The sequence below is a fragment of the Oricola cellulosilytica genome, from assembly GCF_019966575.1.
Lineage (GTDB): Bacteria > Pseudomonadota > Alphaproteobacteria > Rhizobiales > Rhizobiaceae > Oricola > Oricola cellulosilytica.
This window is the reverse complement of record NZ_JAINFK010000003.1, coordinates 138814-159493: the sequence shown is the minus strand read 5'-3', so window position 1 is coordinate 159493 and position 20680 is coordinate 138814. Positions and strand designations below refer to the sequence as shown.

The window sequence follows — 20680 nt, the reverse complement described above, 5'->3', positions numbered from 1 at the left end:
CACCAGGGCCGCCAACCGCCAATTTTCGTCATGCGCTATGCGATCTATTTCACCCCCCCGAGCGATCTCTTTCTGACGAGGGTTGCATCGTCGTGGCTCGGCCGCGACGCGGTTACCGGCGTGTCGTGGCCACACCCGAAGGTCGCCGGGATGACGCAAAACGAAGTTGCCTGTCTCACGGTGGCGCCCCGCCGCTACGGATTTCATGCCACTCTCAAGGCGCCGTTCCGGCTTGCAGAGCACTTCACCGCCGACGCACTGTCACGAATGGCAGAGCGGTTCTGCAGGGAGGTCGAACCGGTCATTGTTCCGACCGCGAGGATCGAACGCCTGGGCGCGTTCTTCGCCATTACGTCGGAAAACAGGATCGAGAAGTTGGACGCTCTTGCTGCGCGTGTCGTCGCGGTCTTCGACAAGTTCCGGGCCCCCTTGTCGGAGCGCGAGTTCCAGCGCCGCGAACCCGACAGCTTGTCAGCAGCCCAACTGCGTAATCTGCAGAACTGGGGATACCCCTCTGTCTTTGACGAGTTCCGCTTTCACATGACGCTCACCGGTCCCGTTGATGCCGCGGATCGCGGGCGTGTCGCAGCAGCGCTTGAGGAGCATTTCGCCGAGGCTCTTTCAGCTCCGCTGGAGATCGACCGGATCGCCATCTATAGAGAACCCGAGGAGGGCGCTCCATTTGTACTCCAGGAGATGTTTGAACTCGCCGCTTCCAAAAATCGCCGGATTGCCTAGCAGCCGCGGTCAGAACAACTGACGGACGGCAAAAAGCGTGATGAATGGGAATGCCGCCAGAATGACGACACGGATGATGTCGCTGAGGACGAAGGCGGACACAGCGCGATAGGTGTGTCCCAACGGGGTCTCGCTCGACAGCTTGTTGATGACGAAAAGATTCATTCCAACCGGCGGCGTTATCAATCCCACCTCCACGACGATCAGCACCAGCACGCCGAACCAGAGCGCAAACTCTTCCTGTGTCAGCCCGAAGTCGAGCGCGGTCATCACCGGAAAGAAAATCGGAATCGTTAGAAGGATCATCGACAGCGAATCCATCACGCACCCGAAAATCAGATAGATAACAAGGATGCAGGCGAGCACGAGCCATGGCGAGAGCCCTTGTTGGGTAACGAAGAGCGCTGCTTCCTGGGGCAGTTGTGACAAGGCCAGAAAGCTGTTGTAGACCGCCGCGCCGAAAACAATGAAAAAGATCATGGCGGTCGCGCTGGCGGTCGCGAGCAGCGATTGTTTCAGACTCGTTAAGGTCATCCCGCCATTGACGATGGCGATCAGCCCTGTGCCGAATGCGCCGACTGCGGCTGCCTCTGTCGGTGTGAATATCCCCTGATAGATTCCGCCGACCACGGCAATAAAGACGAGCAGCACGGGCCACACCGCGACGAGCGCCCGGAACCGTTCGACGTAGGGAGCCCGTTCGCGCAGTTGATAGCTTTTCGGCCGCAATCGCACGTAGACCGCGATCGTAATCAGATATCCGAGCGCGGCCAGCAGGCCCGGAATGACGGCGGCCACGAACAGCTTGGCAATGTTCTGCTCGGTCAGAATGGCATAGATCACCAGAATGACCGACGGTGGAATGAGAATCCCGAGGGTTCCGCCCGCTGCCAGCGTCGCCGTGGCCAGCGCGCCGGAATAGCCGTAGCGCTTGAGTTCGGGCAGGGCGACCTGGCCCATCGTCGCGGCAGTGGCGAGCGAGGACCCGCAGATCGCGCCAAAGCCGGCGCACGCGCCGACCGACGCCATGGCGATGCCGCCCTTGCGATGTCCAAGCCAGGTTTCCGCCGCGCGGAACAGTGCCTGACTCATCCCGCCGAGCGTGGCGAACTGCCCCATCAGAAGAAAAAGCGGAACGATCGACAGCGAATAGCTTGAGAAGGTCGAATAGGGCAGGGTCTTCAACTGCGACAATATCATCAGCGTCGTCCCGCTGATCAGATAATTGCCGACCATGCCGACGAGAAGCATGGCGAGCCCGATCGGAACACGCAGAAAGATGAGCAGCAGAAGCGCGGGAAAGGACCAGAGTCCGATTTCGAGATTCGTCATGAGAGGGCCGGTTCACTCCCGGCGGGTTCGCTGCTTCTTATATGAGTGATAAAGCACCAGACCGCTACGATGACGAATACCGCCGCGCCGATCATCGATGCCGCATAGGCCCACCAGAGGGGAAACTGCAGAATGAAGGTGGTCTCACCGTAACGCCGGGCGTCAAGCGTTCCCAGCCCGTGACGCCAGAAGAAGAGCAAGGCGATTGCAAGCATCAGCAGATCGGACAGAATCAGCAGTGCACGGTTGAATGATGCAGGCAAACCCATGGTGAAGATTTCGACCGATGCGTGGGCTCGCGTGAGCTGGCACCACGGCAGAAAGGCAAAGACGGCGAAGGCGGTCCCTGCTTCGACCAGTTCGAAATCGCCCGGCACGGGTCCCAATCCGGCGAAGACGAGAGCTCTGCCGGTCACGGAGATGACGGTCAGAAACACCAGTGCGACGAGCACGGCGCCGCCAAGCAAGGCCATTGCTGCGGCCAGCCGGAAGACCCATCTGTCGATCGTCTGATACATCCATCCCCTCGCGGCCGAAACCACAATGCTGGTTAGCCTAGTTGAGGCGCTGGATAAAGCGTCCGGCTGCGACAAATCGGAATGCCATGACCCTAGATCCTGCCGTGGCGCAGCAATGCGGCCCTGTAGGTTTTCGCGGCCTCGCTGCCGGCTTCGAGGGCGAATACGAACGCGTGCGTGTAGAAGAAACATGCCGACTCGATGTCGCCCTTCTGTTCGAGGGCAAGCGCGGCCTTGCCATACAGGACGGACAGGGCACGCGGATCCCCAGCGGCGTCGGCCGCGATGATCGCACTGTCGATTTGGTCGAACGGTTCCACCGATCAGGGTGCGAGCCGGGCGGCGACCCAACGGTGAAACATGTGGGTCGGGTTGTCCATCACGGGAGAAAATCGCCCGCCGTCGAAACGCATCGCATGGCGGCCGCGCTGCATGCCTTCGACGACGAAGATATCCTCTTCGAAGACGGTCTTCCACTGCGCCGCGTTCCGCGCCCGCAATCCGGCATAGGCCTCATCCAGCGCGCTTTGGGCGTGGTAGTAGATTTCGACATGCTCGACCGTGCTTTCCAGACTCGTGGGCTCGAGCAGGATTGCGAACGAGTGATTGCGATGCACGCCAAGCAGCAGGTTTGGAAAAAGCGAAATGTATTCTGCGGCTGTGGCCCATTTTTCGCCGAGATCCGGTGCGTCCTCGAAAACTTGTCCGTTTTCGCCCTCAAGTTGGCGGTAAACGAGCGTCCCCTGTCCCGAAAACGCGCCCGGTTCCTCGATGTGGTAATGATCCTCGAGCCGCGAATAGCTGTTCAGTCCCGGATGGACCCAGGGGAGGTGGTAGCTTTCGCAATAGTTCTCCACGGCCAGCTTCCAGTTCGTCGCAACCTTCAGTTCGAAGCTCGAATCGTCTCCCGAGTGGAACAGCGGATGCTCGAATTCCTTCCAGCGCTCGAGCGCCTTTTCATGAACGGTCTCGAACGGCGGCGCTTCCCCGGACATGTTGACGAATATGACATCGCGCCAGACATGAGATCGGATCTCGATAAGCCCGAGGGAACCACGGTCGATCGCGGCGTGGGCGTTGCGGCCTGGCCCTCCCACATGCGGCGTCGCCTTCAGAGACCCGTCAAGATCGTAGCACCAGGAATGATAAGGACAGCGGATGGCGCCGGATATGCGTTTCGGCTCGCCGACAAGGATCATGCCGCGGTGCCGGCAGATGTTCTGGAACACGCGCACCTTCCCGTCTCGCCCGCGGATGATGACCAGCGGCTGACCGAGGAATTCCAGCGGTTTGGCGTCACCCTTTGCCGGCACATCCTTTGAGAATCCGACTGCCGCCCAGGTGTCAAAAAAGAGCGCGTCTTTCTCCACTTCGAACCATTGAGGGTCGACATAATGCCGGTTGGAGAGACCGTGGGCATGTTCGATCGGCTGCATGACCGGATCGAACTGCCCGTCGGGGTGCCTCTGGTCCATCGGTATGTCCTCCGCTCGATTGTGCGCGTTCCGAGACGATTCTGCGAGGATCGCCATCGCTTGACCATGCGGAATTGAGAAGCAGACGTGTCGGAAAACGACGCGCGGCCAGGGAAACGGAGAATGATTGACGATAAAACCTGTTTGCCATACTCCACTTTTACCATGTCACCGCTCGCCAGATATCCGCACCGTTGCCCCGCCTTCCGCTGAAAACACTCGCCTGGTTCTTCGCCGGGCTCTGCATCCTGCCGATCGCCGCGGTCGGCGTTGCTGCCGCCGGCGGCACACTGGAAACCTGGCTTCGGTTATGGGACACGGTGATGCCGCGTTTCATCTGGAACACGTTGCAACTGGTGCTTTTCGTCGGAGTTGGCACTGCGCTCGTCGGAACGTCCACCGCCTGGCTTGTCACGCTTTGCCGGTTCCCGGGACGGCGGGTCTTCGAGATCGTGCTGGCGCTTCCTCTGGCGTTTCCGGCCTACGTTCTGGCCTATGCGTACACTGATCTTCTCGATCATCCGGGACCGGTCCAGACCTTCCTCCGTGCCGTGACGGGATGGGGACCCCGCGACTATTGGTTCCCGGAAATCCGTTCGCTGGGCGGCGCGTCGCTGATGCTCATCCTGGTTCTCTATCCCTACGTCTACCTGCTCGCGCGGGCTGCTTTCCTTCGCCAGTCGCCGACTGCCTATTTCGCGGCGCGCACGATGGGACACGGTCCGTGGAGTGCGTTCTTCCGGGTCAGCCTCCCCATCGCGCGCCCGGCGATTGCCGGGGGAGTGATCCTGTGCCTGATGGAGACCATCGCCGATTTCGGCACCGTGGCGCATTTCGGCGTGCAGACCTTCGCTACCGGCGTCTATCAGGCATGGTTCTCGATGGGCGACCGTCCCGCGGCATCGCAGCTTGCATTCTATCTGATGCTTGCGGCGCTCCTGCTTGTCGTCCTTGAAACGGCGCAGCGCGGCAAGGCGAAGCACCACCACGCCAGCAACAGGCACGAAGTCATGAAGCCGCATACGCTATCGGGCTGGCGTGCGCTGGCCGCCTTCCTGGCCTGTGCGATCCCCGTTCTCGCCGGATTCGTGATCCCCCTGGCCGTCCTCTTCGAAATGGCCGTGTCATCGGGCCAGAATCCTTTCGCCCCGCGCTATCTGTCGTTCATTCAGAACTCGCTGTTCCTCTCCGCGGTGGCGGCCGTGCTGACGGTCACAGGGGCGGTCTTCGTCGGCTACCGGGTGCGGCTTGCACCGGGCAGGGCGGCCGGCCTCACCAAAACGCTTGCGGGTATCGGCTACGCGCTGCCAGGCGCGGTCATCGCCGTCGGGCTCCTCGTTCCGTTCGCGCGTCTGGACAACGCCATAGACGGTTTTTTCCGCGCAAACCTCGATGTTTCCGTCGGGCTTCTCTTCACCGGCTCGATCGCGCTATTGCTGATCGCCTACATGGTGCGTTTCATGGCCGCCGCCTTGTCCGCCTTCGACACGGGCATGAGCTCCATCCGGCCGAATCTTGATGCGGTCGCCCGCACGCTCGGCGCCACTACGGGAGGGATGCTGATACGGGTTCACTTGCCGCTAATGCGCACCAGCCTGCTGACGGCCGTGCTGATCGTCTTCGTCGACACGATGAAGGAGTTGCCGGCGACGCTGATCCTGCGTCCGTTCAACTTCGACACGCTTGCGGTACAGGCGTACCGGCTGGCATCGGACGAGCGGCTGGCCCAGGCCGCCGTCCCCTCGCTGGTTATCGTGGCTTTCGGTCTGCTTCCCGTGATTGTTCTGTGCCGAACGATCGCGCGTTCGTCCTCGCTTCCCGCCGCGCGCCCCGAAGCCGCGGTTCCCTCGATCATAGAGGCATAAAAAACGCCCGACCGAAGCCGGGCGCTCTCGCTCTGGGACGCGATGTCAGGCCCTACTTGTAGCCAACCTTGTTGTAGATATCCTGCGCCGCGGCCTGATATTCGCCGAGCGCCGACAGGTTGAGATCGTCTGCCTTGAAATCGCCGAGCTTGGTGACCGAAGCCGACCGACCCACTCCCTCGACTGCGGGATACTCGTCATTGCCGGCGGCAAAGTATTCCTGTGCCGAATCCGATGCGAGGTATTCGAGGAACTTGACCGCATTTTCCCGGTTCGGGGCATTCTTGACGACTGCGCCGGCCGATACGTTGATGTGGGTCCCGTCACCGTCCTGATCGGGGAAAACCCATCCGATCTGGTCGATCGAGCCGGAAAGTCCATCGACTTCGGAGCGAAGGGCGCGGGCGAAGTAATAGCTGTTGGCGACAGCAATGTCGCACTCGCCCGACACGATGCCGCGAAGCTGGTCGGTATCGCCACCCTGGGGATCACGTGCGAGATTGTCCTTCAGGCCCCGGGCCCACGCCTCGGCAGCTTCCTCGCCGTCCTTGGCGATCCGCGACGCCAGTAGCGAAAGCATGTAGATATTCGAGCTCGAACGCGCGCAGACCTGCCCCTGGTATTTCGGGTCGGCGAGATCGGCATAGGTCTGTGGCGGTTCGGAGACGCGTTCCTTGCTGTAGAAGACGAGGCGGGCGCGGGTCGAGAAGCCGAACCACAGATTATCCGGATGCTGAAGCGCTTCCGGAATACGTTCCTCGAGCACTTCGCTCTCGACCGGAGCGAGAAGCTCCGCGTCGGCGGCGCGCCATATGCGGCCGGCATCGACCGTCAGCAGCACGTCCGCCGGACTGTTTTCGCCTTCGGCCTTGAGGCGTTCGATCAGCTCGTCGGCCTTGCCTTCGATGCGGTTGATCTTGATGCCGGTCTCTTTCTCGAAATCGGAGTAGAGACGCTCGTCGGTGTCGTAATGGCGTGAGGAGTAGAGGTTCAGTTCGCCGTCGGCGAAGGCCGCCGTGGCGGAAAGTGCGACTGAAGCGGATAGTGCGGCTGTTAGGACGCGCATACGCAGTGCCATGGAAAGGCTCCGTTGTTGGTTTAAAGGTGAGTATTGCACTCATGTTTCAACTGCCTCATAGCGCTTCGCGGTGTCAAGAATAAAGTTGACAAAAAAAGTTTGGTTATCTGGAATGATTCCAAACTATGGGCTATATAGGGCCTAACGGAGAGACCCATGCGCCTGACAAAACAGACGAATTATGCCTTTCGGATACTGATCTACTGCGCCGCCAACGACCGTCGACTGAGCCGCGTTGCCGATATTGCGCGTTCCTATGCGGTCTCGGAGCCGTTTTTGTTCAAAATCCTTCAGCCCCTTAACGAGGGCGGGCTGATCACGACAGTTAGGGGAAGAAACGGAGGCCTCAAACTGGCGCGTCCGGCGACCGAGATTACTCTGCTCGATGTCGTTCGTCTCACCGAAGACAACTTCAACATGGCCGAGTGCTTCGAGAACGAGGATGCCGACTGCCCGCTGATGGATTCCTGCCGGTTGTCTTCCGCGCTGCGCGAGGCGTTGAACGCTTTTTTTGCAGTCCTCGACCGCTACACCGTCGCCGATCTCGCGCGGCCGAGCGACAACATCACGCTGCTGCTTGGTCTCGACAAGCTGGAAGCCGCCGCGATCGCTCAGTAGGCGACTCCGGGCACTTCATCAATTGGCGCAAAGGACCGCCGTAAAGGTCTGTTTCGCCATTCATCTTCTTTCATGGCAATATAGAGGTGCAGCCCGCGCCGTTGCGCGGCGCCATGCCCGTGTTTGTCTGGGAGGATGTGTCGATGGGGACTTTGATAGCGGCGACTTGCCAAGGCTTTTTGAACTTTCACGTCTTGCCACCTGTCGACGCAGCGGTGAGATCCCTCAAGGATCTGCCCGCGGTCCTCGTATTGATATTGCCCGCGGCTTTCCCCGCGTCCACCGCTTATGCCGCCATCGACAACGTCGCCAGGGCTGCGGGCACTCACGAGGGAACGACCGTCGAAACGCCGGACGCGCCTGCCGCCGTTGATGTCGAGCCGGCGGTCGCGACGCTTTCAGCAACAGCCACCGGCGTGCTCGATGTGTCGGGCGGAGAGGATTCGGACGCCGCGGATGCGGGCGACCGCGTCATCGTTTCCGTCAGCGTGCGCAATGAGGGCAACGTTAGCGTCACCGGCGTGCAGGCGGCCGCAATATTCTCCATTGACGGCGTTGCCGCAACGGGAACGCTGTCTGAGTTCGATCCATCCTCCGCAGCAATCGAACCGGGAGCGGCCCAGGAATTTACGGCCTCCTTTACGCTGAGTGCGGCGGACGTGTTCCGTTCGGCCGGGCGCGAGGATGGCATTCTTGCCACGGCGTCCGCCGCCGGCGATGGTCCTTCGGGTGCGGTAGCGGCTGATGCGTCGGCTTCGGTAGCGGTCATGGCAAATCCACGCCTGTCGCTGACCAAGGAGGCCACTCTTGCCAAGGCCGATGGCAATTCCGGCACCGGCGCAGAGACGGGCGACACGATTTCATATGTCTACACCGTTTCGAATATCGGCAACGTGGCGATCACCGCCGTCACTATTTCCGATTTGCATGAGGGAAGCACCCTGCTATCGGCTGAGGCCGGTGGCGTCGAGACCGGGCCGTGGAATGAAACCGAACTGAAGGCCGATGTGCTTGAACTGAATGACGACACAAGCGGAACCAACGGATCGTGGGACGTCCTCGGAGCAGGAGGCGCGATTACCTTCACCTATAACCACACGGTCACTCAGGCCGAGTTCGAGGCGCAGTGAGGGCATCCATCGCGATTTCGCCGATAATCCGGATTACGGACTAGGCCGAACCATGGCGCCGCGATCTTATCGCGCCGTCCGCCGGCTGGTCCTCGGTGCACTGTCGACCTTTGCCTCTGTTGCGGTCGCGGCCGCCGATATCACCAATGAGGCGACGGCGGCGGGAGTTTATGCCGGTCAGTCGCTGTCATCGCCCGTGGCTCGGGTGGAGATCGAGGTTTCGCCGGCGTCGCCGAGGATCCGGGCCGTCAGTAATTCGAAGATCATCGACGATGACGGCCAGGAGGGACTCTCACCCGGCGACAGCGTCGTTCTGGAACTGACCGTGGAAAATATCGGTGACATTGCCGTCAGCGAACTGACGTTCGAGACCGAAGCCGATCAGTCCGGGCGTCCACAGCCGGACCCTTCCGTGGCCGCAAAGGATCAAGCTGCCGCAGGCGGCTTGGCCGTCGGGGCAACTCGTACGTTTGCAGTCCGGCACGAGCTGTCGCGCATGAATATTGAAAGCGGGGACGACATCACGCTGCGCGTAGCGGTGTCCGGAACCGCTGCCGGAGAGCGGGTGCTTGCGGAAACTTTCGCGCGCATAGCGCTGCCGCCACTTCTCGGCATCGATCCGTCTGACCTGGCGATCGCGCTTACGGCCGGGGAGGAGGAGGTCCTTCCAGGCGGAACTGTCGATTTCGCCGTCACCGCCTTTAACCGCAGCGCGGTCGATATGAACGCGATGCTTGTAGTCGAATTTCCGGAGGGGATGGAATATTCCGCCACCTCGGGGGAGGCCGGCGCAGGCCGGCTTCATCTGCGGACAGAGGCCGGCCGCCTGATCGCCAACAACCTCGCCGTTCCGGCGAACAGCACCGGAGAAATGCGCTTTTCGGCGCGCGTCAAGAACGACCTGCCGCCCTCCGTTCTCACCGTGAGGGCCGCTTTGCTCGATCGGCGCACCGAAATCAGACTGATACCGGAAGCGGATGCTTCGGTGAGGACGGCGCCCGATGCCGAGCCGTCATGTGCCGGCGTCGCCCTGCACGTATTTGACGATGCGGATCGCGATGGCGAACTTGATGACGGGGAACCGGGAATCGCCGGTGTCCGTATTGCGCCGGAGATCGGATTGCCGATGACGACCGCACAAGATGGACGTTACGCGTCCCCCTGCGTAACCGCATCGCGTCTCGGCGGAGTCGATCTTGAACTCAAGCTCGAAGCCGAAACCCTGCCCGACGGTTATTTCGTGACCACTCCAAATCCGATGCGCGTCCGCGTGGGGCGCGGCGAGACTGCCCGCATGGCCTTCGGCGCGGCGAGCGCCCAAATCGTCCGCGTGGACGTCAACGCTGCAGCCTTCATCGGCGAGACCGAAGAGCCGGATACGAGCCTAGCGGAGGACATCACCCGATTGATCTCGGTGCTCGACAGACAGCCCTCGCTCCTGCGGCTCACATATTTCGCCAATCGCGAATCGGAGGAACTTGCATCGCGGCGGGTCGAAAAGGTTCGCGATACCGTGTTGCAGCGGTGGCAGGCGGCGGGCCGCCGCTATCCGCTCGAAATCGACACCCGTGTCGTCGGCAAGGGCGGCTGATTCGTCACAGTTCGATTGACGCACGGGATTCCCATCGATAATTCACGATAAGTCGATATGTTGGGGTTGGGGCGATGAACGGCTCGCGAAAATATGCCGCCGAATTCACAGGAACCGCGTTTCTGCTGGCGACCGTTGTTGGCTCGGGCATCATGGCCGAGCGGTTGGCAGGCGGGAACGTGGCGATCGCACTTCTCGGCAACACCCTGCCCACAGGCGCGATCCTGGTCGTCCTGATCACTATGCTTGGTCCGGTCTCCGGCGCTCATTTCAACCCGGCGGTCACGCTCGCGTTTCGCCTTCGCGGCGACATTGGCTTCGGCGATGCCCTCATTTACGTGCTCGTGCAGATTGCCGGGGGATTGATCGGCGTCTGGGCCGCTCACGCGATGTTCGCCGAGCGTATCTTCCAGGCGTCCGCAACGGTGCGTACCGGCGGGGCTCAGTGGTTCGCGGAGACCGTCGCGACCTTCGGGCTCGTGTTCACCATCCTGGCCACGCTGCGCGCACGCCCTTCCGCCGTCCCGATGGCGGTCGGTCTCTACATTACCGCCGCCTACTGGTTCACGGCCTCGACCTCATTCGCCAACCCCGCGGTCACCGTCGCGCGCGGCTTTTCCGACACTTTTTCCGGCATTCGTCCATTGGATGTCCCCTGGTTCATTGGGATGCAATTGACAGGCGCGGTGGCTGCTTGGGCATTTTGCCGCTGGCTTTATGCGGAGAGCGCGGAAAACGCCGGGGCGGCTTGAAGGGCCACCTTCAATCTGGTCTTAATCGCCCGGAAATTTTCGATATCCCGGGAGGAGGCGCCACATGGGCGACTATGTGCTTGCGATCGATCAGGGGACCACGTCGTCCCGCGCGATCGTGTTCGACAAGAACCAGAAGATTGCAGGGGTCGGACAAAAGGAGTTTCCGCAGCATTTTCCGAAGTCCGGCTGGGTGGAACATGATCTCGATGATATCTGGACCAGCGTCGTCGAAACGTGCCGGACCGCGATCGAGGAAGCCGGGATCGGCCCTTCCGACATCGCTGCCATTGGCATCACCAACCAGCGCGAGACAGTTGCCCTGTGGGATCGCAAGACCGGGGACCCGGTTCACAAGGCGATTGTCTGGCAGGACAGGCGCACCGCGTCATTCTGTGATGAGTTGAAGGGAAAGGGCCATGAGACGGTCTTCACCGAAAAGACCGGACTGCTGCTCGATCCCTATTTCTCCGGAACGAAGATCGCCTGGCTGCTCGACAATGCGGACGGGTTGCGGGCCCGCGCGGAAGCCGGCGAAATCGTGTTCGGCACGATTGACGCGTTTCTGATCTGGCGGCTGACCGGCGGCGCGCGACATGTGACCGACGCGACCAACGCGTCGCGCACGCTGATCTACAACATCGCCGAAAACAAATGGGACGAGGAACTGCTCGATATCCTGAGAATCCCGGCGAGCATGCTTCCAGAGGTGCTGGATAGTGCAGCAGATTTTGGTGTCGCAAAATACGACGTTCTCGGGGCTGAAATCCCCGTCTATGGCGTTGCCGGCGATCAGCAGGCGGCGACTATAGGGCAGGCGTGTTTCGAGCCGGGCATGTTCAAATCGACTTACGGGACGGGATGTTTCGCGCTTCTCAACACCGGCGAGGACCAGGTCATCTCGAAGAACCGGATGCTGACCACCATCGCCTATCGTCTCGACGGCAAGACGACCTATGCGCTGGAAGGTTCGATCTTCATGGCAGGAGCGTCGGTGCAATGGCTGCGCGACGGACTCGGCATTCTCGATGATGCGGCGAAAAGCGGCGAGATGGCCGCGATGGCCGATCCGGAGCAGGACGTTTATCTGGTGCCTGCCTTCGTGGGGCTGGGCGCGCCGCATTGGGACGCCAATGCGAGGGGCGCAATCTTCGGGCTGACGCGGGCTTCGGGTCCGAACGAGTTCGCAAGGGCAACACTGGAGTCCGTCTGCTACCAGACGCGCGACCTGCTTGAAGCGATGCGCAAGGATTGGGGCTCGGATGCGCATGCGTCCACAACGCTGCGCGTCGATGGCGGCATGGTGGCCTCCGACTGGACGATGCAGTGCCTTGCCGACATTCTCGATGCGCCCGTGGACCGTCCGCAGGTGCTGGAGACCACCGCCCTCGGCGCGGCGTGGCTCGCCGGATCCCGGGCCGGCGTATGGCCGGATCGCGACGGCTTCGCCAAGACCTGGGCGCTTCAGCGCCAATTCACGCCGGAAATGAGCGCGGAAGAGCGGGCTCGCAAATACGATGGCTGGCAGGATGCCGTGTCCCGCACACTGAGCAATCGCTGACGTGGCTTCACCCGCCGCCGCTGTCACCTTGCTCGGCACGAAGGGCGGTCCCGCGATCTATCCGGATAGCCCGATGCCGACATCGAGTCTGGTTGAAATGGCGGGACTGCAGATCGTCGTCGATTGCGGACTGGGCGTGACGCGTGCGCTCGCCGAACAAGGCGTGCGCCTTCCGGACCTGCGTACCATCGTCATCACGCATCTGCATTCCGACCACTATCTCGAACTCGGGCCGCTGCTCCATACGGCGTGGACGGCGGGGCTGAAGGACAGGGTCGCCGTCTACGGGCCAGCCGCTCTCGCCGAATACTGGCGGCATTTCCTTGCCTCCATGGCGTTCGACATCGAAACCCGCATCGCCGACGAGGGGAGACCCGATCTCGTTCGTCTCGTCGATATCCGAGCGATGGGCGAGGGTGTTTTCATGACCTCCGGCGCGGTGGTCGGCGCCGGTCTTCTCAATCGCCATCCGCCGGTCACCGAGAGCTATGCGCTCTCGTTCGCGGCGGATGGAAGGAAGGTCGTGTTTTCGGGCGACACCGCGCCGTTCGAGGGCTTTTCAGAGTTTGCCGCAGGCGCCGATCTTCTGGTGCACGAGGCGATGCACGAGGATGGCGTCGACCGTCTGGTCGCCCGCGTCGGCAACGGAAGGCGGCTTCGCGAGCATCTGGTCGCCAGCCACACGCCGGCCGCAGAGGCGGGACGGATCGCCACGAAAGCAGGCGTCAAGCGGCTGGCCCTCCACCATCTCGTTCCCAGCGATGATCCGCAGATCGGCCCTGCCGACTGGGAAGAGTCCGTCCGTGCGACATGGGACGGGCCTCTGTTCATCGGCACGGACGGATTGCGGATCGACTTGTCCTGACGTGATCTCAGCGGTCCGGTTTCATAACGCGCTCCAGGATCGCGAGGGCGTCATCGACCGCCTCGCGTTCGCCGTCCGACAGTTGTTCAAGCAGCCCAACCTCGCGTTCTCTCATGCGGTCGGTGAGGCGGTCGTAATGTGAACTGCCGAGCTTCGTCAGCGAAAGATGCTCGATCCGGCGATCGTCATCATCACGGCTGCGCGCGATCCAGCGCCGCTTTTCCAGAGATGCGACGGCGCGGCTGACCTTGGTCTTGTGGAGGCCGGTGCGTCGCACGATCTCACGCGCCGTGAGCGACTCTTCCTGACCGAGATGCGCGAACACCTTCCACTCGGGCCGGGCCATCGCGTGGGCATCGCGGTAGACGTCGGAGAAGTGCCGGCTGACCGCGTCGCTCAGGCGATCGATGCGATAGGGCAGGAAGCGATGGAGGTCGAGGGTCACGTTGCCGCCAGCCCGCCCCGTCCGATCACGAAATCCGCAACGCTCTCTGTGCCCATGCCGCGTTTGAGATCGGTGAACAGGAACGGGTTTTCCCCGCGGCCGGCCTCGGCGTCGCGGCGCATCCGCTCGAGATCCGCGTCGACGTGTGGCGCCAGGTCGGTCTTGTTGATGATCAGGAGGTCGGAACGGGTGATCGCGGGGCCGCCCTTGCGCGGAATGTCGTCGCCTTGGCACACCGAAATGACATAGAGGCTGATATCCGCGAGATCGGGGGAGAAGGTCGCTGCCAGATTGTCGCCGCCGGATTCGATGAAAACGATATCGAGGTCAGGCACCCGCTCGCACAGCCGCTCGATGGCGCGCAGGTTGATCGAGGCGTCTTCCCGGATGGCGGTATGCGGGCAACCGCCGGTCTCCACACCCTCGATCCGGTCCGCGGACAGCGCCTGCATGCGGGTGAGCGCCTCGGCGTCCTCGCGCGTGTAGATATCATTGGTGACGACGCCGACGGAGTAGCGGTCGCGCATCGCCTTGCAAAGTTCGGCCGTCAGGGTCGTCTTGCCCGAACCGACGGGGCCGCCAATCCCGACGCGAAGAGGACCGTGGGGGGAGCAGGTCATGACAAAAACAGCCTCGGTTCGAGCGTTTCGTGGTTCATCGCGGCAATGTCGGCGAGGATCGTGCAACTGCCAAGGTCGCCCGGGGTCGAAGCTTTCGCGCGCGCGGCGGTTTCGGCAATCGCCGGTTCGAGTTCTGACAGCAGGCGCGCGGCGCCGGACTGGCCGACGACGGAAAGCCGGATCGCTGCCTGCAACTGGTTGCTCACCCAGGCATGCAGGAAGGCTGCGAGCGCTTCCTCGGCAGGCATTGATTGCAGGCCGCAGGCCGCGCCGACCGCGACGCACAAGGGAGTAGGTGACGCAGGAAGCGCTCCGGCCTCGAACCAGTTGGCTGCCGCCGCGAGAAATGCCGCGCCCTGATCGAGGGCTTCGCGGTGGCGTTCGAGCGAGCCGGCCATGGCGCGCGCCAGTTCGGAAAGTTCCTCGATCGTCTCCCCATCCGCCGACGAGCGGAAGGCGGCGGCGAAGAGAACCGCGTCGTTCCACGGCGGCCCGTCTTTCAGCAGGGCGGCGATGCGGCCCTTCAGGCTTTGGGCGTCGTGAATCGCACCCCCATGGACCATCTGCTCCAATCCGCCGGAATACGCATATCCGCCCGTCGGGAACACTGGCGACAGCCACGACATCAGGCGAAGGAGGTCAGTGGTGCTGCTCATCACGGTCCGGCGCGCTCTGCAAGGTCGTTCACGTCACCGATTGCCGCATAATGGACTTCACGCGCCAGCTTGAGGCCGGGCCCGACCACAAAGCACGCCGAGCCGACCACGAAGCACCAGATCGCCGCGTTCTCCAAAGACTTGTAGAAGAACATGAATGAGCCGACCAGAAACAGCAAACCGGCGGCAAATTCGATGAACGTGAATGCAAGTTCGTAGGCGGCATAAATGCGCTTGTGCTGTTCCGTCTTGCGGCGGTTTCCGGGATCGAAAAAGGTCATCTGACCGCCTCTCAATGATTGTGACGGGGAGGGTGGAAATGATGCGTATTGCCATAGGCGCCGCCTTCCGGGTCGAAGGGGGCCTCCACATCCTGCACCGTTGCACCCAAACCCAGAAGCATCGCGGCGATCACAGGGTCGCGGCGGATCAGGATGCGGTCGTCGAGAATCTGGGCGGGCAAGTGGCGGTTGCCTAGCTGCCACGCCAGCGAAAGCAGGTGCCGGGCGTCACCGCCGCGTACTTCGCACAATTTCTCTGGTGCAGCCTGGACCACGATGATCCGTCCGTCTTCCAATAACAGCCCGTCGCCGTGGCGAAGCAGCCGGGCTTCCGGAAGATCAAGCAGAAACTCGACGCCGTCGTCAGACGTCATCACAACGCGCCTGCGATGGCGCGCGGCCTCGTCAAGCGTGATGATGTCCGCCGGATCATGAAAATGGCGAACTATCGAAGTGCAGCGCAACAAAGGCTTCGGTCCACGGTCTGAGCTTAAGCTCCTTTTACCGCGATCGGAGGCGGCTTTGTAGGCCCGATTTACGCAGACTTTAGCGCAGGCCAAAGAGATCGCGCAGTTCGCTTTCCCGCGTTGTGCCGCGTTCCTCGAAGATGTGATCCGGGAGTCTACTGAGAGCCTCGGCATGGCGCGCGCGAACGATTGCACCCCCGGTTGCAGAGAGCGCGCGCCCGATGCGGGTTTCCGAGAAACGTGCCATAGCGATTTCCTTTCCTGTCAATGACAAGCTAGGCGGCGTTGTGCAAAGCAACAACGGCCGGTTTGCCATGGCAGCCATGCAAAATTACGGAAACTGGCGCCCGCCGGTCAGCTCTTTTCGAAAACGATCTTCTCAATCTCATCCATCGGATGGTTCGTCAGATCCTTGTCGACCTCGGCGACGATGCGCTTTTCGACTTCCTGATGCAGTTCCTTGCGGATTTCGCCCAGCACCATCGGGGAGGCGACCAGCACGAGGTGGTCGAATTTGCCTGCATGGGCATGCTTGTAGAGCCGCTCGGCTATATCCTTGGCGAAACGTTCCTTGCCGAGACGATGCCAGTCCGTGTCCTCGACGGCGCTGCGATGAGCGTTCGGCCCGTCATTGAACCGGCCGCGGCGGTTCGCCGCTTGCTCGCGGTTCGGCGGATTTTCCTGTTCTAGTTCGCGAAAGACGTCGAGGTTCGGATACTTCTCATCTCCCTCGTTGCGCAGAAACAGCGCCTTTTCGCCATCTGCGACTACCAGCCAGCCGTCGTGCTTGAGTTGAATGCCCGCCATCGATGATCTCCCTTCTGTGCATCTTATTCCCCCTCAACGCGAGAGGAAAGCACCGGTTGCAGTGCGGCAACCGCCTTTCCGACATATCCATGCGATGATGCGCCCAGTCAGGGACCACCGGGAGGCAGGCCTAGAAAAGGAAATATCTTTGCGCCATTGGCAGTACGGTCGCCGGGTCGCAGGTCAGGAGTTCGCCGTTTGCGCGCACCTCGTAGGTTTCCGGATGCACCTCGATTTGCGGGGCGAGGTCGTTCAGCACCATTGACGCCTTGGAGATGCCGCCGCGGGTGTTGTCGACCGCGACAAGTTCCTTGTCGATGGCCAGGCGCTCGGCCAGTCCGTCTTCCATCGCCGCATTCGAGGTGAACAGGACCGAGGAATTCGTCAGCGACTTCCCGAATGCCCCGAACATCGGGCGGTAATGCACCGGCTGCGGCGTCGGAATGGAGGCGTTCGGGTCCCCCATCGGCGCGGCGGCGATCGTGCCGCCAATCAGCACCATGTCCGGTTTCACGCCGAAGAAGGCGGGATTCCAGAGCACCAGATCGGCGCGTTTTCCGGGTTCGATCGAGCCGATTTCGGTCGATATGCCGTGCGCGATGGCGGGATTGATCGTGTATTTGGCGATGTAACGCCGCACGCGGAAATTGTCGTTGTCGCCTTCTTCCTCTGGCAGCGCGCCGCGCTGGCGCTTCATCTTGTCGGCGGTCTGCCATGTGCGGATAATGACCTCGCCGACGCGGCCCATCGCCTGGCTGTCGGAGGCAATGATCGAGAACGCCCCCATGTCGTGCAGAATGTCTTCGGCGGCGATCGTCTCCCTGCGGATGCGGCTCTCGGCGAAGGCGATGTCCTCGGGAATGCGCGCGTCAAGGTGATGGCAGACCATCAGCATATCGAGATGCTCGTCGATGGTGTTGACGGTGTAGGGCCGCGTCGGGTTGGTCGATGACGGAATAACGTTCGACAGGCCGCAGACGCGGATGATATCCGGCGCATGTCCGCCTCCGGCACCCTCCGTGTGGAAGGCGTGAATGGTGCGGCCGTCTATCGCCTCGATGGTGGATTCCACGAAGCCGGATTCGTTCAACGTGTCGGTATGGATCATCACCTGTATGTCGTACTCGTCGGCGACCGACAGGCAGTTGTGAATGGCGGCCGGCGTGGTGCCCCAGTCCTCGTGCAGTTTGAGCGCGCAGGCGCCCCCGACGATCATCTCTTCAAGCGCTCCCGGCAGTGACGCGTTACCCTTGCCGGCGAAGGCGAGGTTCATCGGAAAGGCGTCGGCGGACTGAATCATCCTGCCGATATGCCAGGGGCCCGGCGTGCAGGTGGTTGCAAGCGTGCCGTGGGCCGGACCGGTTCCGCCGCCGAGCATGGTCGTGAGCCCGCTCATCAGCGCTTCTTCGATCTGCTGCGGACATATGAAGTGGATGTGCGAGTCGAAACCACCTGAGGTGAGGATCTTGCCTTCGCCAGCGATCGCCTCGGTGCCGGGGCCGATGATGATGTTGACACCGGGCTGCGTGTCGGGGTTTCCGGCCTTGCCGATCGAATGGATGCGTCCGTCTTTCAGTCCGATATCGGCCTTGAAGATGCCGGTGTGGTCTACGATCAGCGCATTGGTGATCACCGTGTCGACGGCGCCCTCCGCGCGCGTCGTCTGGCTCTGGCCCATGCCGTCGCGGATCACCTTGCCGCCGCCGAACTTCACCTCCTCGCCGTAGACGGTCAGGTCCTCCTCTACCTCGATGAACAATTCGGTATCGGCAAGCCGCACCTTGTCACCGGTGGTCGGGCCGAACATGCCGGCATAGGCGGCGCGGGAGATCTTGGCGGGCATGCGCTATTCCTTGTTCAGTTTTCTTCCATCAGCAGCAGGAGTTCTTCCGTACGCTTCCGGGTCATTCGGGCAAGGCAGCCCGAGACGATCAGCGGTTCGAGCGTTCCTCCGCGCGCGTAGAAACCCTCGACTTCGCATTGACCGTCGCGATAATCGATCCAGGCACGCTGCGATTTCAGCAAGGCGGCCTCCGCCCCCTTCAATCGGTCCTCCTGCCATGAATCGACTTCTTTCATCCGCGCGCGGATCTTGGGCCAGGCTTCGTTGAGCGCGCGGTCGGCGGCTTCGTAATCCCGCATGGCGCACCAGTTCATGCCTTGTTGGGGAAGGTCGTCGGCCTTCGTGCAGTCCCAGTCCTGCGCGGTGGCTGGCGCAATCAAAGCGCACGCCATACCGGCTACGGCTGCGGGCCGGAGCATCAAAGTCCGCCCATAACAGCGCTGCGAAATCCGTAAACGCGCCGGTTCCCTCCTAGGGGCACAAGGGTGACATCGCGTTCCTGTCCGGGCTCGAACCGCACCGCTGTTCCGGCCGCGATGTCGAGCCGCATACCGCGCGCTCTTTCACGATCGAATGTCAGCGCCGGATTGGTTTCGGCGAAGTGATAATGCGACCCGACCTGCACCGGGCGGTCGCCGGTGTTGGCGACCTTCAGCGTAACCACGTCCGCTTCGGCATTGAGAATGATGTCTCCATCGCCGGTGATGATCTCGCCAGGAATCATGGGTTTCTCCTGTCAGCCTAACGTGCCCTTGGGGCAGGTTCTCGATTGAGGCAGCGTTGCAGATTTGTGTCGCTTTCGCGCCATGAAATCTCCGCGAAATGACCTTGGCATTCGGTGAAACCATCGGCGGTCGGCGCCGTTCTCACCGGACCATTCGCTAGCAAGCGTTTGGCGAACCGAAATGCGAAAGGAGCAATTCGATGAAACGCATGACCAGGATGCTTACCGCCGCCCTTATGGCCACCACCGTTGTGGCGGCTCCGGCGATCGCCGACTCCAACAGCAAACTGAAGCTTGGCGCGGAAGCGGGCGCCAGCACGGATATTCTTCCGAAGAAAGGAAACAAGAAAGCCGGCGCAAGCGCTGATGCCGGGCTTGACGTCGCTGGCCAGGGCGTCAGCGTCGGTGTTGAGGGTTCGGCCAATGCCTCGAAATCCGGAACGAAAGGGAACATGTCCGGCGGCATGTCCACGGACATGAAAACCACCGGTAGCATCAACAGCGCAAACAATCAGGGCGAGATCGTCTCCCTGATCCGTTCCAACAAGAAAGCTACCGCCGATCTGAGCGCTGTGACCGCCATCAATGACGTTGCTGTGGTCCGGATCGACTCTGCGTCGGATGCCTCGATGAAGGCGATCGATAACGCCATTCGCGACAACCAGGCCCAGATCGACGAACTCCGCACCTCGATCGAGGCCAACGCAGAACTGGCGAGCAAGCTGGAAGCTGAAGGCGTGGATCTCTCCAGCGTCGTGGCTGCGCGCACCGACGTGGATGGCAAGCTCACCGTCTACGTTCAGTAAGCCCGGGTAACGCCCCACTCCCACTGGACGCGGGTTTCGGCCCGCGTCCTTTTTGTGTCTGCAGGTATTTGTGCCGGTCATCGGCTACCGGATCGGCTCGTGTACCGTGACAAGCTTGGTGCCGTCCGGAAAGGTCGCCTCGACCTGGATGTCGTGGATCATCTCGGGAATGCCCTCCATCACCTGATCGCGCGTGATGACGTGGGCACCTGCAGCCATCAGGTCCGACACCGAGCGTCCGTCCCGGGCGCCTTCGACCACGAAGTCGGTGATCAGCGCGACTGCCTCGGGATGGTTTAGCTTGACGCCACGGGCCAGACGTTTGCGTGCGACTTCCGCCGCCATGGCGACGAGCAGCTTGTCCTTTTCGCGCGGTGTCAGGTTCATCAGACGGTCCGGTGATGTCGGCTTGGAGTTGGCGCATCGTGAAAAAATCCCGCTGAAAGTGCAAGTGTAATGTGCAGGAATGGCTATCCGGTTGAGGTTGCCTAATTCATAGGCAATTTTC

General features: G+C 61.8%; 25 protein-coding genes. 9 read left to right on the top strand and 16 right to left on the bottom strand.

What is annotated here, in order from left to right; translation table 11 throughout:
• Positions 1 to 30: 30 nt before the first annotated feature.
• Complete coding sequence (locus tag LC298_RS08325; RefSeq protein WP_131566373.1) at positions 31 to 738, top strand: DUF1045 domain-containing protein; 708 nt, start codon at positions 31 to 33, stop codon at positions 736 to 738.
• Between the two features lie 9 nt (positions 739 to 747).
• Here LC298_RS08325 and LC298_RS08320 read toward each other — a convergent pair whose 3' ends face one another.
• The 4 genes from LC298_RS08320 to LC298_RS08305 all read right to left on the bottom strand — a co-directional run bounded on the left by LC298_RS08320 (position 748) and on the right by LC298_RS08305 (position 4063).
• Positions 748 to 2070: a TRAP transporter large permease gene (locus tag LC298_RS08320; RefSeq protein ID WP_131566371.1), complete on the bottom strand. Its 1323-nt coding sequence runs from the start codon at positions 2068 to 2070 to the stop codon at positions 748 to 750.
• Entirely contained in the window at positions 2067 to 2588 is a 522-nt protein-coding gene (locus tag LC298_RS08315; protein ID WP_131566368.1) for a TRAP transporter small permease, read from the bottom strand. The genes LC298_RS08320 and LC298_RS08315 overlap by 4 nt, the downstream gene beginning before the upstream one ends.
• Before the next feature lie 92 nt (positions 2589 to 2680).
• On the bottom strand, positions 2681 to 2908 hold the full coding sequence (locus tag LC298_RS08310) for a hypothetical protein (RefSeq protein ID WP_199223213.1): 228 nt from the start codon (positions 2906 to 2908) through the stop codon (positions 2681 to 2683).
• A 3-nt stretch (positions 2909 to 2911) separates the two neighbouring features.
• Positions 2912 to 4063 carry an aromatic ring-hydroxylating oxygenase subunit alpha gene (locus LC298_RS08305; protein WP_131566365.1) on the bottom strand — a complete coding sequence of 384 codons (1152 nt, stop codon included), beginning with the start codon at positions 4061 to 4063 and terminating at the stop codon, positions 2912 to 2914.
• Between the two features lie 194 nt (positions 4064 to 4257).
• Here LC298_RS08305 and LC298_RS08300 point away from each other — a divergent pair, with 194 nt between their 5' ends.
• The gene (locus LC298_RS08300; RefSeq protein WP_131566361.1) at positions 4258 to 5928 is read left to right on the top strand and encodes an ABC transporter permease; all 1671 of its coding nucleotides are present in this window, start codon (positions 4258 to 4260) and stop codon (positions 5926 to 5928) included.
• 52 nt (positions 5929 to 5980) lie between these two features.
• Here the strand turns inward: LC298_RS08300 and LC298_RS08295 are convergent, their stop codons facing one another.
• A complete protein-coding gene (locus LC298_RS08295) occupies positions 5981 to 7006 on the bottom strand; it encodes a Fe(3+) ABC transporter substrate-binding protein (RefSeq protein WP_131566358.1) in 1026 nt (341 codons plus the stop codon).
• Positions 7007 to 7162: 156 nt separating this feature from the next.
• Here LC298_RS08295 and rirA point away from each other — a divergent pair, with 156 nt between their 5' ends.
• The 6 genes from rirA to LC298_RS08265 all read left to right on the top strand — a co-directional run bounded on the left by rirA (position 7163) and on the right by LC298_RS08265 (position 13523).
• On the top strand, positions 7163 to 7624 hold the full coding sequence (gene rirA, locus LC298_RS08290; protein ID WP_131566355.1) for an iron-responsive transcriptional regulator RirA: 462 nt from the start codon (positions 7163 to 7165) through the stop codon (positions 7622 to 7624).
• A 143-nt stretch (positions 7625 to 7767) separates the two neighbouring features.
• Positions 7768 to 8754, top strand: coding sequence for a DUF7507 domain-containing protein (locus LC298_RS08285; protein WP_158284698.1), 987 nt, complete (start codon positions 7768 to 7770; stop codon positions 8752 to 8754).
• Positions 8755 to 8806: 52 nt separating this feature from the next.
• The gene (locus LC298_RS08280; RefSeq protein ID WP_131566349.1) at positions 8807 to 10345 is read left to right on the top strand and encodes a hypothetical protein; all 1539 of its coding nucleotides are present in this window, start codon (positions 8807 to 8809) and stop codon (positions 10343 to 10345) included.
• 74 nt (positions 10346 to 10419) lie between these two features.
• On the top strand, positions 10420 to 11097 hold the full coding sequence (locus LC298_RS08275; RefSeq protein ID WP_131566346.1) for an aquaporin: 678 nt from the start codon (positions 10420 to 10422) through the stop codon (positions 11095 to 11097).
• A 64-nt stretch (positions 11098 to 11161) separates the two neighbouring features.
• Positions 11162 to 12658 carry a glycerol kinase GlpK gene (gene glpK / locus LC298_RS08270; protein WP_131566342.1) on the top strand — a complete coding sequence of 499 codons (1497 nt, stop codon included), beginning with the start codon at positions 11162 to 11164 and terminating at the stop codon, positions 12656 to 12658.
• A 1-nt stretch (position 12659) separates the two neighbouring features.
• Entirely contained in the window at positions 12660 to 13523 is an 864-nt protein-coding gene (locus LC298_RS08265; RefSeq protein WP_223385601.1) for an MBL fold metallo-hydrolase, read from the top strand.
• 7 nt (positions 13524 to 13530) lie between these two features.
• On the opposite strand, the gene LC298_RS08260 is transcribed toward LC298_RS08265, so the two are convergent.
• From LC298_RS08260 to LC298_RS08215, 10 genes are all read right to left on the bottom strand, one after another.
• Positions 13531 to 13968, bottom strand: coding sequence for a MarR family winged helix-turn-helix transcriptional regulator (locus LC298_RS08260; protein WP_131566339.1), 438 nt, complete (start codon positions 13966 to 13968; stop codon positions 13531 to 13533).
• Positions 13965 to 14588 (bottom strand): urease accessory protein UreG, encoded by a 624-nt coding sequence (gene ureG / locus LC298_RS08255; protein ID WP_131566337.1) that lies wholly within the window; start codon positions 14586 to 14588, stop codon positions 13965 to 13967. The genes LC298_RS08260 and ureG overlap by 4 nt, the downstream gene beginning before the upstream one ends.
• Positions 14585 to 15244 carry an urease accessory protein UreF gene (locus LC298_RS08250; RefSeq protein ID WP_131566334.1) on the bottom strand — a complete coding sequence of 220 codons (660 nt, stop codon included), beginning with the start codon at positions 15242 to 15244 and terminating at the stop codon, positions 14585 to 14587. The genes ureG and LC298_RS08250 overlap by 4 nt, the downstream gene beginning before the upstream one ends.
• Complete coding sequence (locus tag LC298_RS08245) at positions 15244 to 15525, bottom strand: YrhK family protein (RefSeq protein ID WP_131566331.1); 282 nt, start codon at positions 15523 to 15525, stop codon at positions 15244 to 15246. Before LC298_RS08245 ends, LC298_RS08250 begins: the two co-directional genes overlap by 1 nt.
• Before the next feature lie 11 nt (positions 15526 to 15536).
• Positions 15537 to 15989, bottom strand: a complete 453-nt coding sequence (locus LC298_RS08240; RefSeq protein ID WP_317851177.1) for an urease accessory protein UreE — start codon at positions 15987 to 15989, stop codon at positions 15537 to 15539.
• 82 nt (positions 15990 to 16071) lie between these two features.
• The gene (locus LC298_RS08235; protein WP_223385599.1) at positions 16072 to 16239 is read right to left on the bottom strand and encodes a hypothetical protein; all 168 of its coding nucleotides are present in this window, start codon (positions 16237 to 16239) and stop codon (positions 16072 to 16074) included.
• Between the two features lie 107 nt (positions 16240 to 16346).
• Positions 16347 to 16799, bottom strand: coding sequence for a host attachment family protein (locus LC298_RS08230; protein ID WP_131566328.1), 453 nt, complete (start codon positions 16797 to 16799; stop codon positions 16347 to 16349).
• 130 nt (positions 16800 to 16929) lie between these two features.
• Positions 16930 to 18642: an urease subunit alpha gene (ureC, locus tag LC298_RS08225; RefSeq protein ID WP_131566325.1), complete on the bottom strand. Its 1713-nt coding sequence runs from the start codon at positions 18640 to 18642 to the stop codon at positions 16930 to 16932.
• Between the two features lie 14 nt (positions 18643 to 18656).
• On the bottom strand, positions 18657 to 19061 hold the full coding sequence (locus tag LC298_RS08220; RefSeq protein WP_131566323.1) for a lysozyme inhibitor LprI family protein: 405 nt from the start codon (positions 19059 to 19061) through the stop codon (positions 18657 to 18659).
• Complete coding sequence (locus LC298_RS08215; RefSeq protein WP_131566320.1) at positions 19061 to 19366, bottom strand: urease subunit beta; 306 nt, start codon at positions 19364 to 19366, stop codon at positions 19061 to 19063. Before LC298_RS08215 ends, LC298_RS08220 begins: the two co-directional genes overlap by 1 nt.
• A 200-nt stretch (positions 19367 to 19566) precedes the next feature.
• Between LC298_RS08215 and LC298_RS08210 the strand changes: the two genes are divergently transcribed.
• Positions 19567 to 20172, top strand: a complete 606-nt coding sequence (locus LC298_RS08210; RefSeq protein WP_131566317.1) for a hypothetical protein — start codon at positions 19567 to 19569, stop codon at positions 20170 to 20172.
• Positions 20173 to 20256: 84 nt separating this feature from the next.
• Here LC298_RS08210 and LC298_RS08205 read toward each other — a convergent pair whose 3' ends face one another.
• A complete protein-coding gene (locus tag LC298_RS08205) occupies positions 20257 to 20559 on the bottom strand; it encodes an urease subunit gamma (protein WP_131566315.1) in 303 nt (100 codons plus the stop codon).
• Positions 20560 to 20680 lie beyond the last annotated feature (121 nt).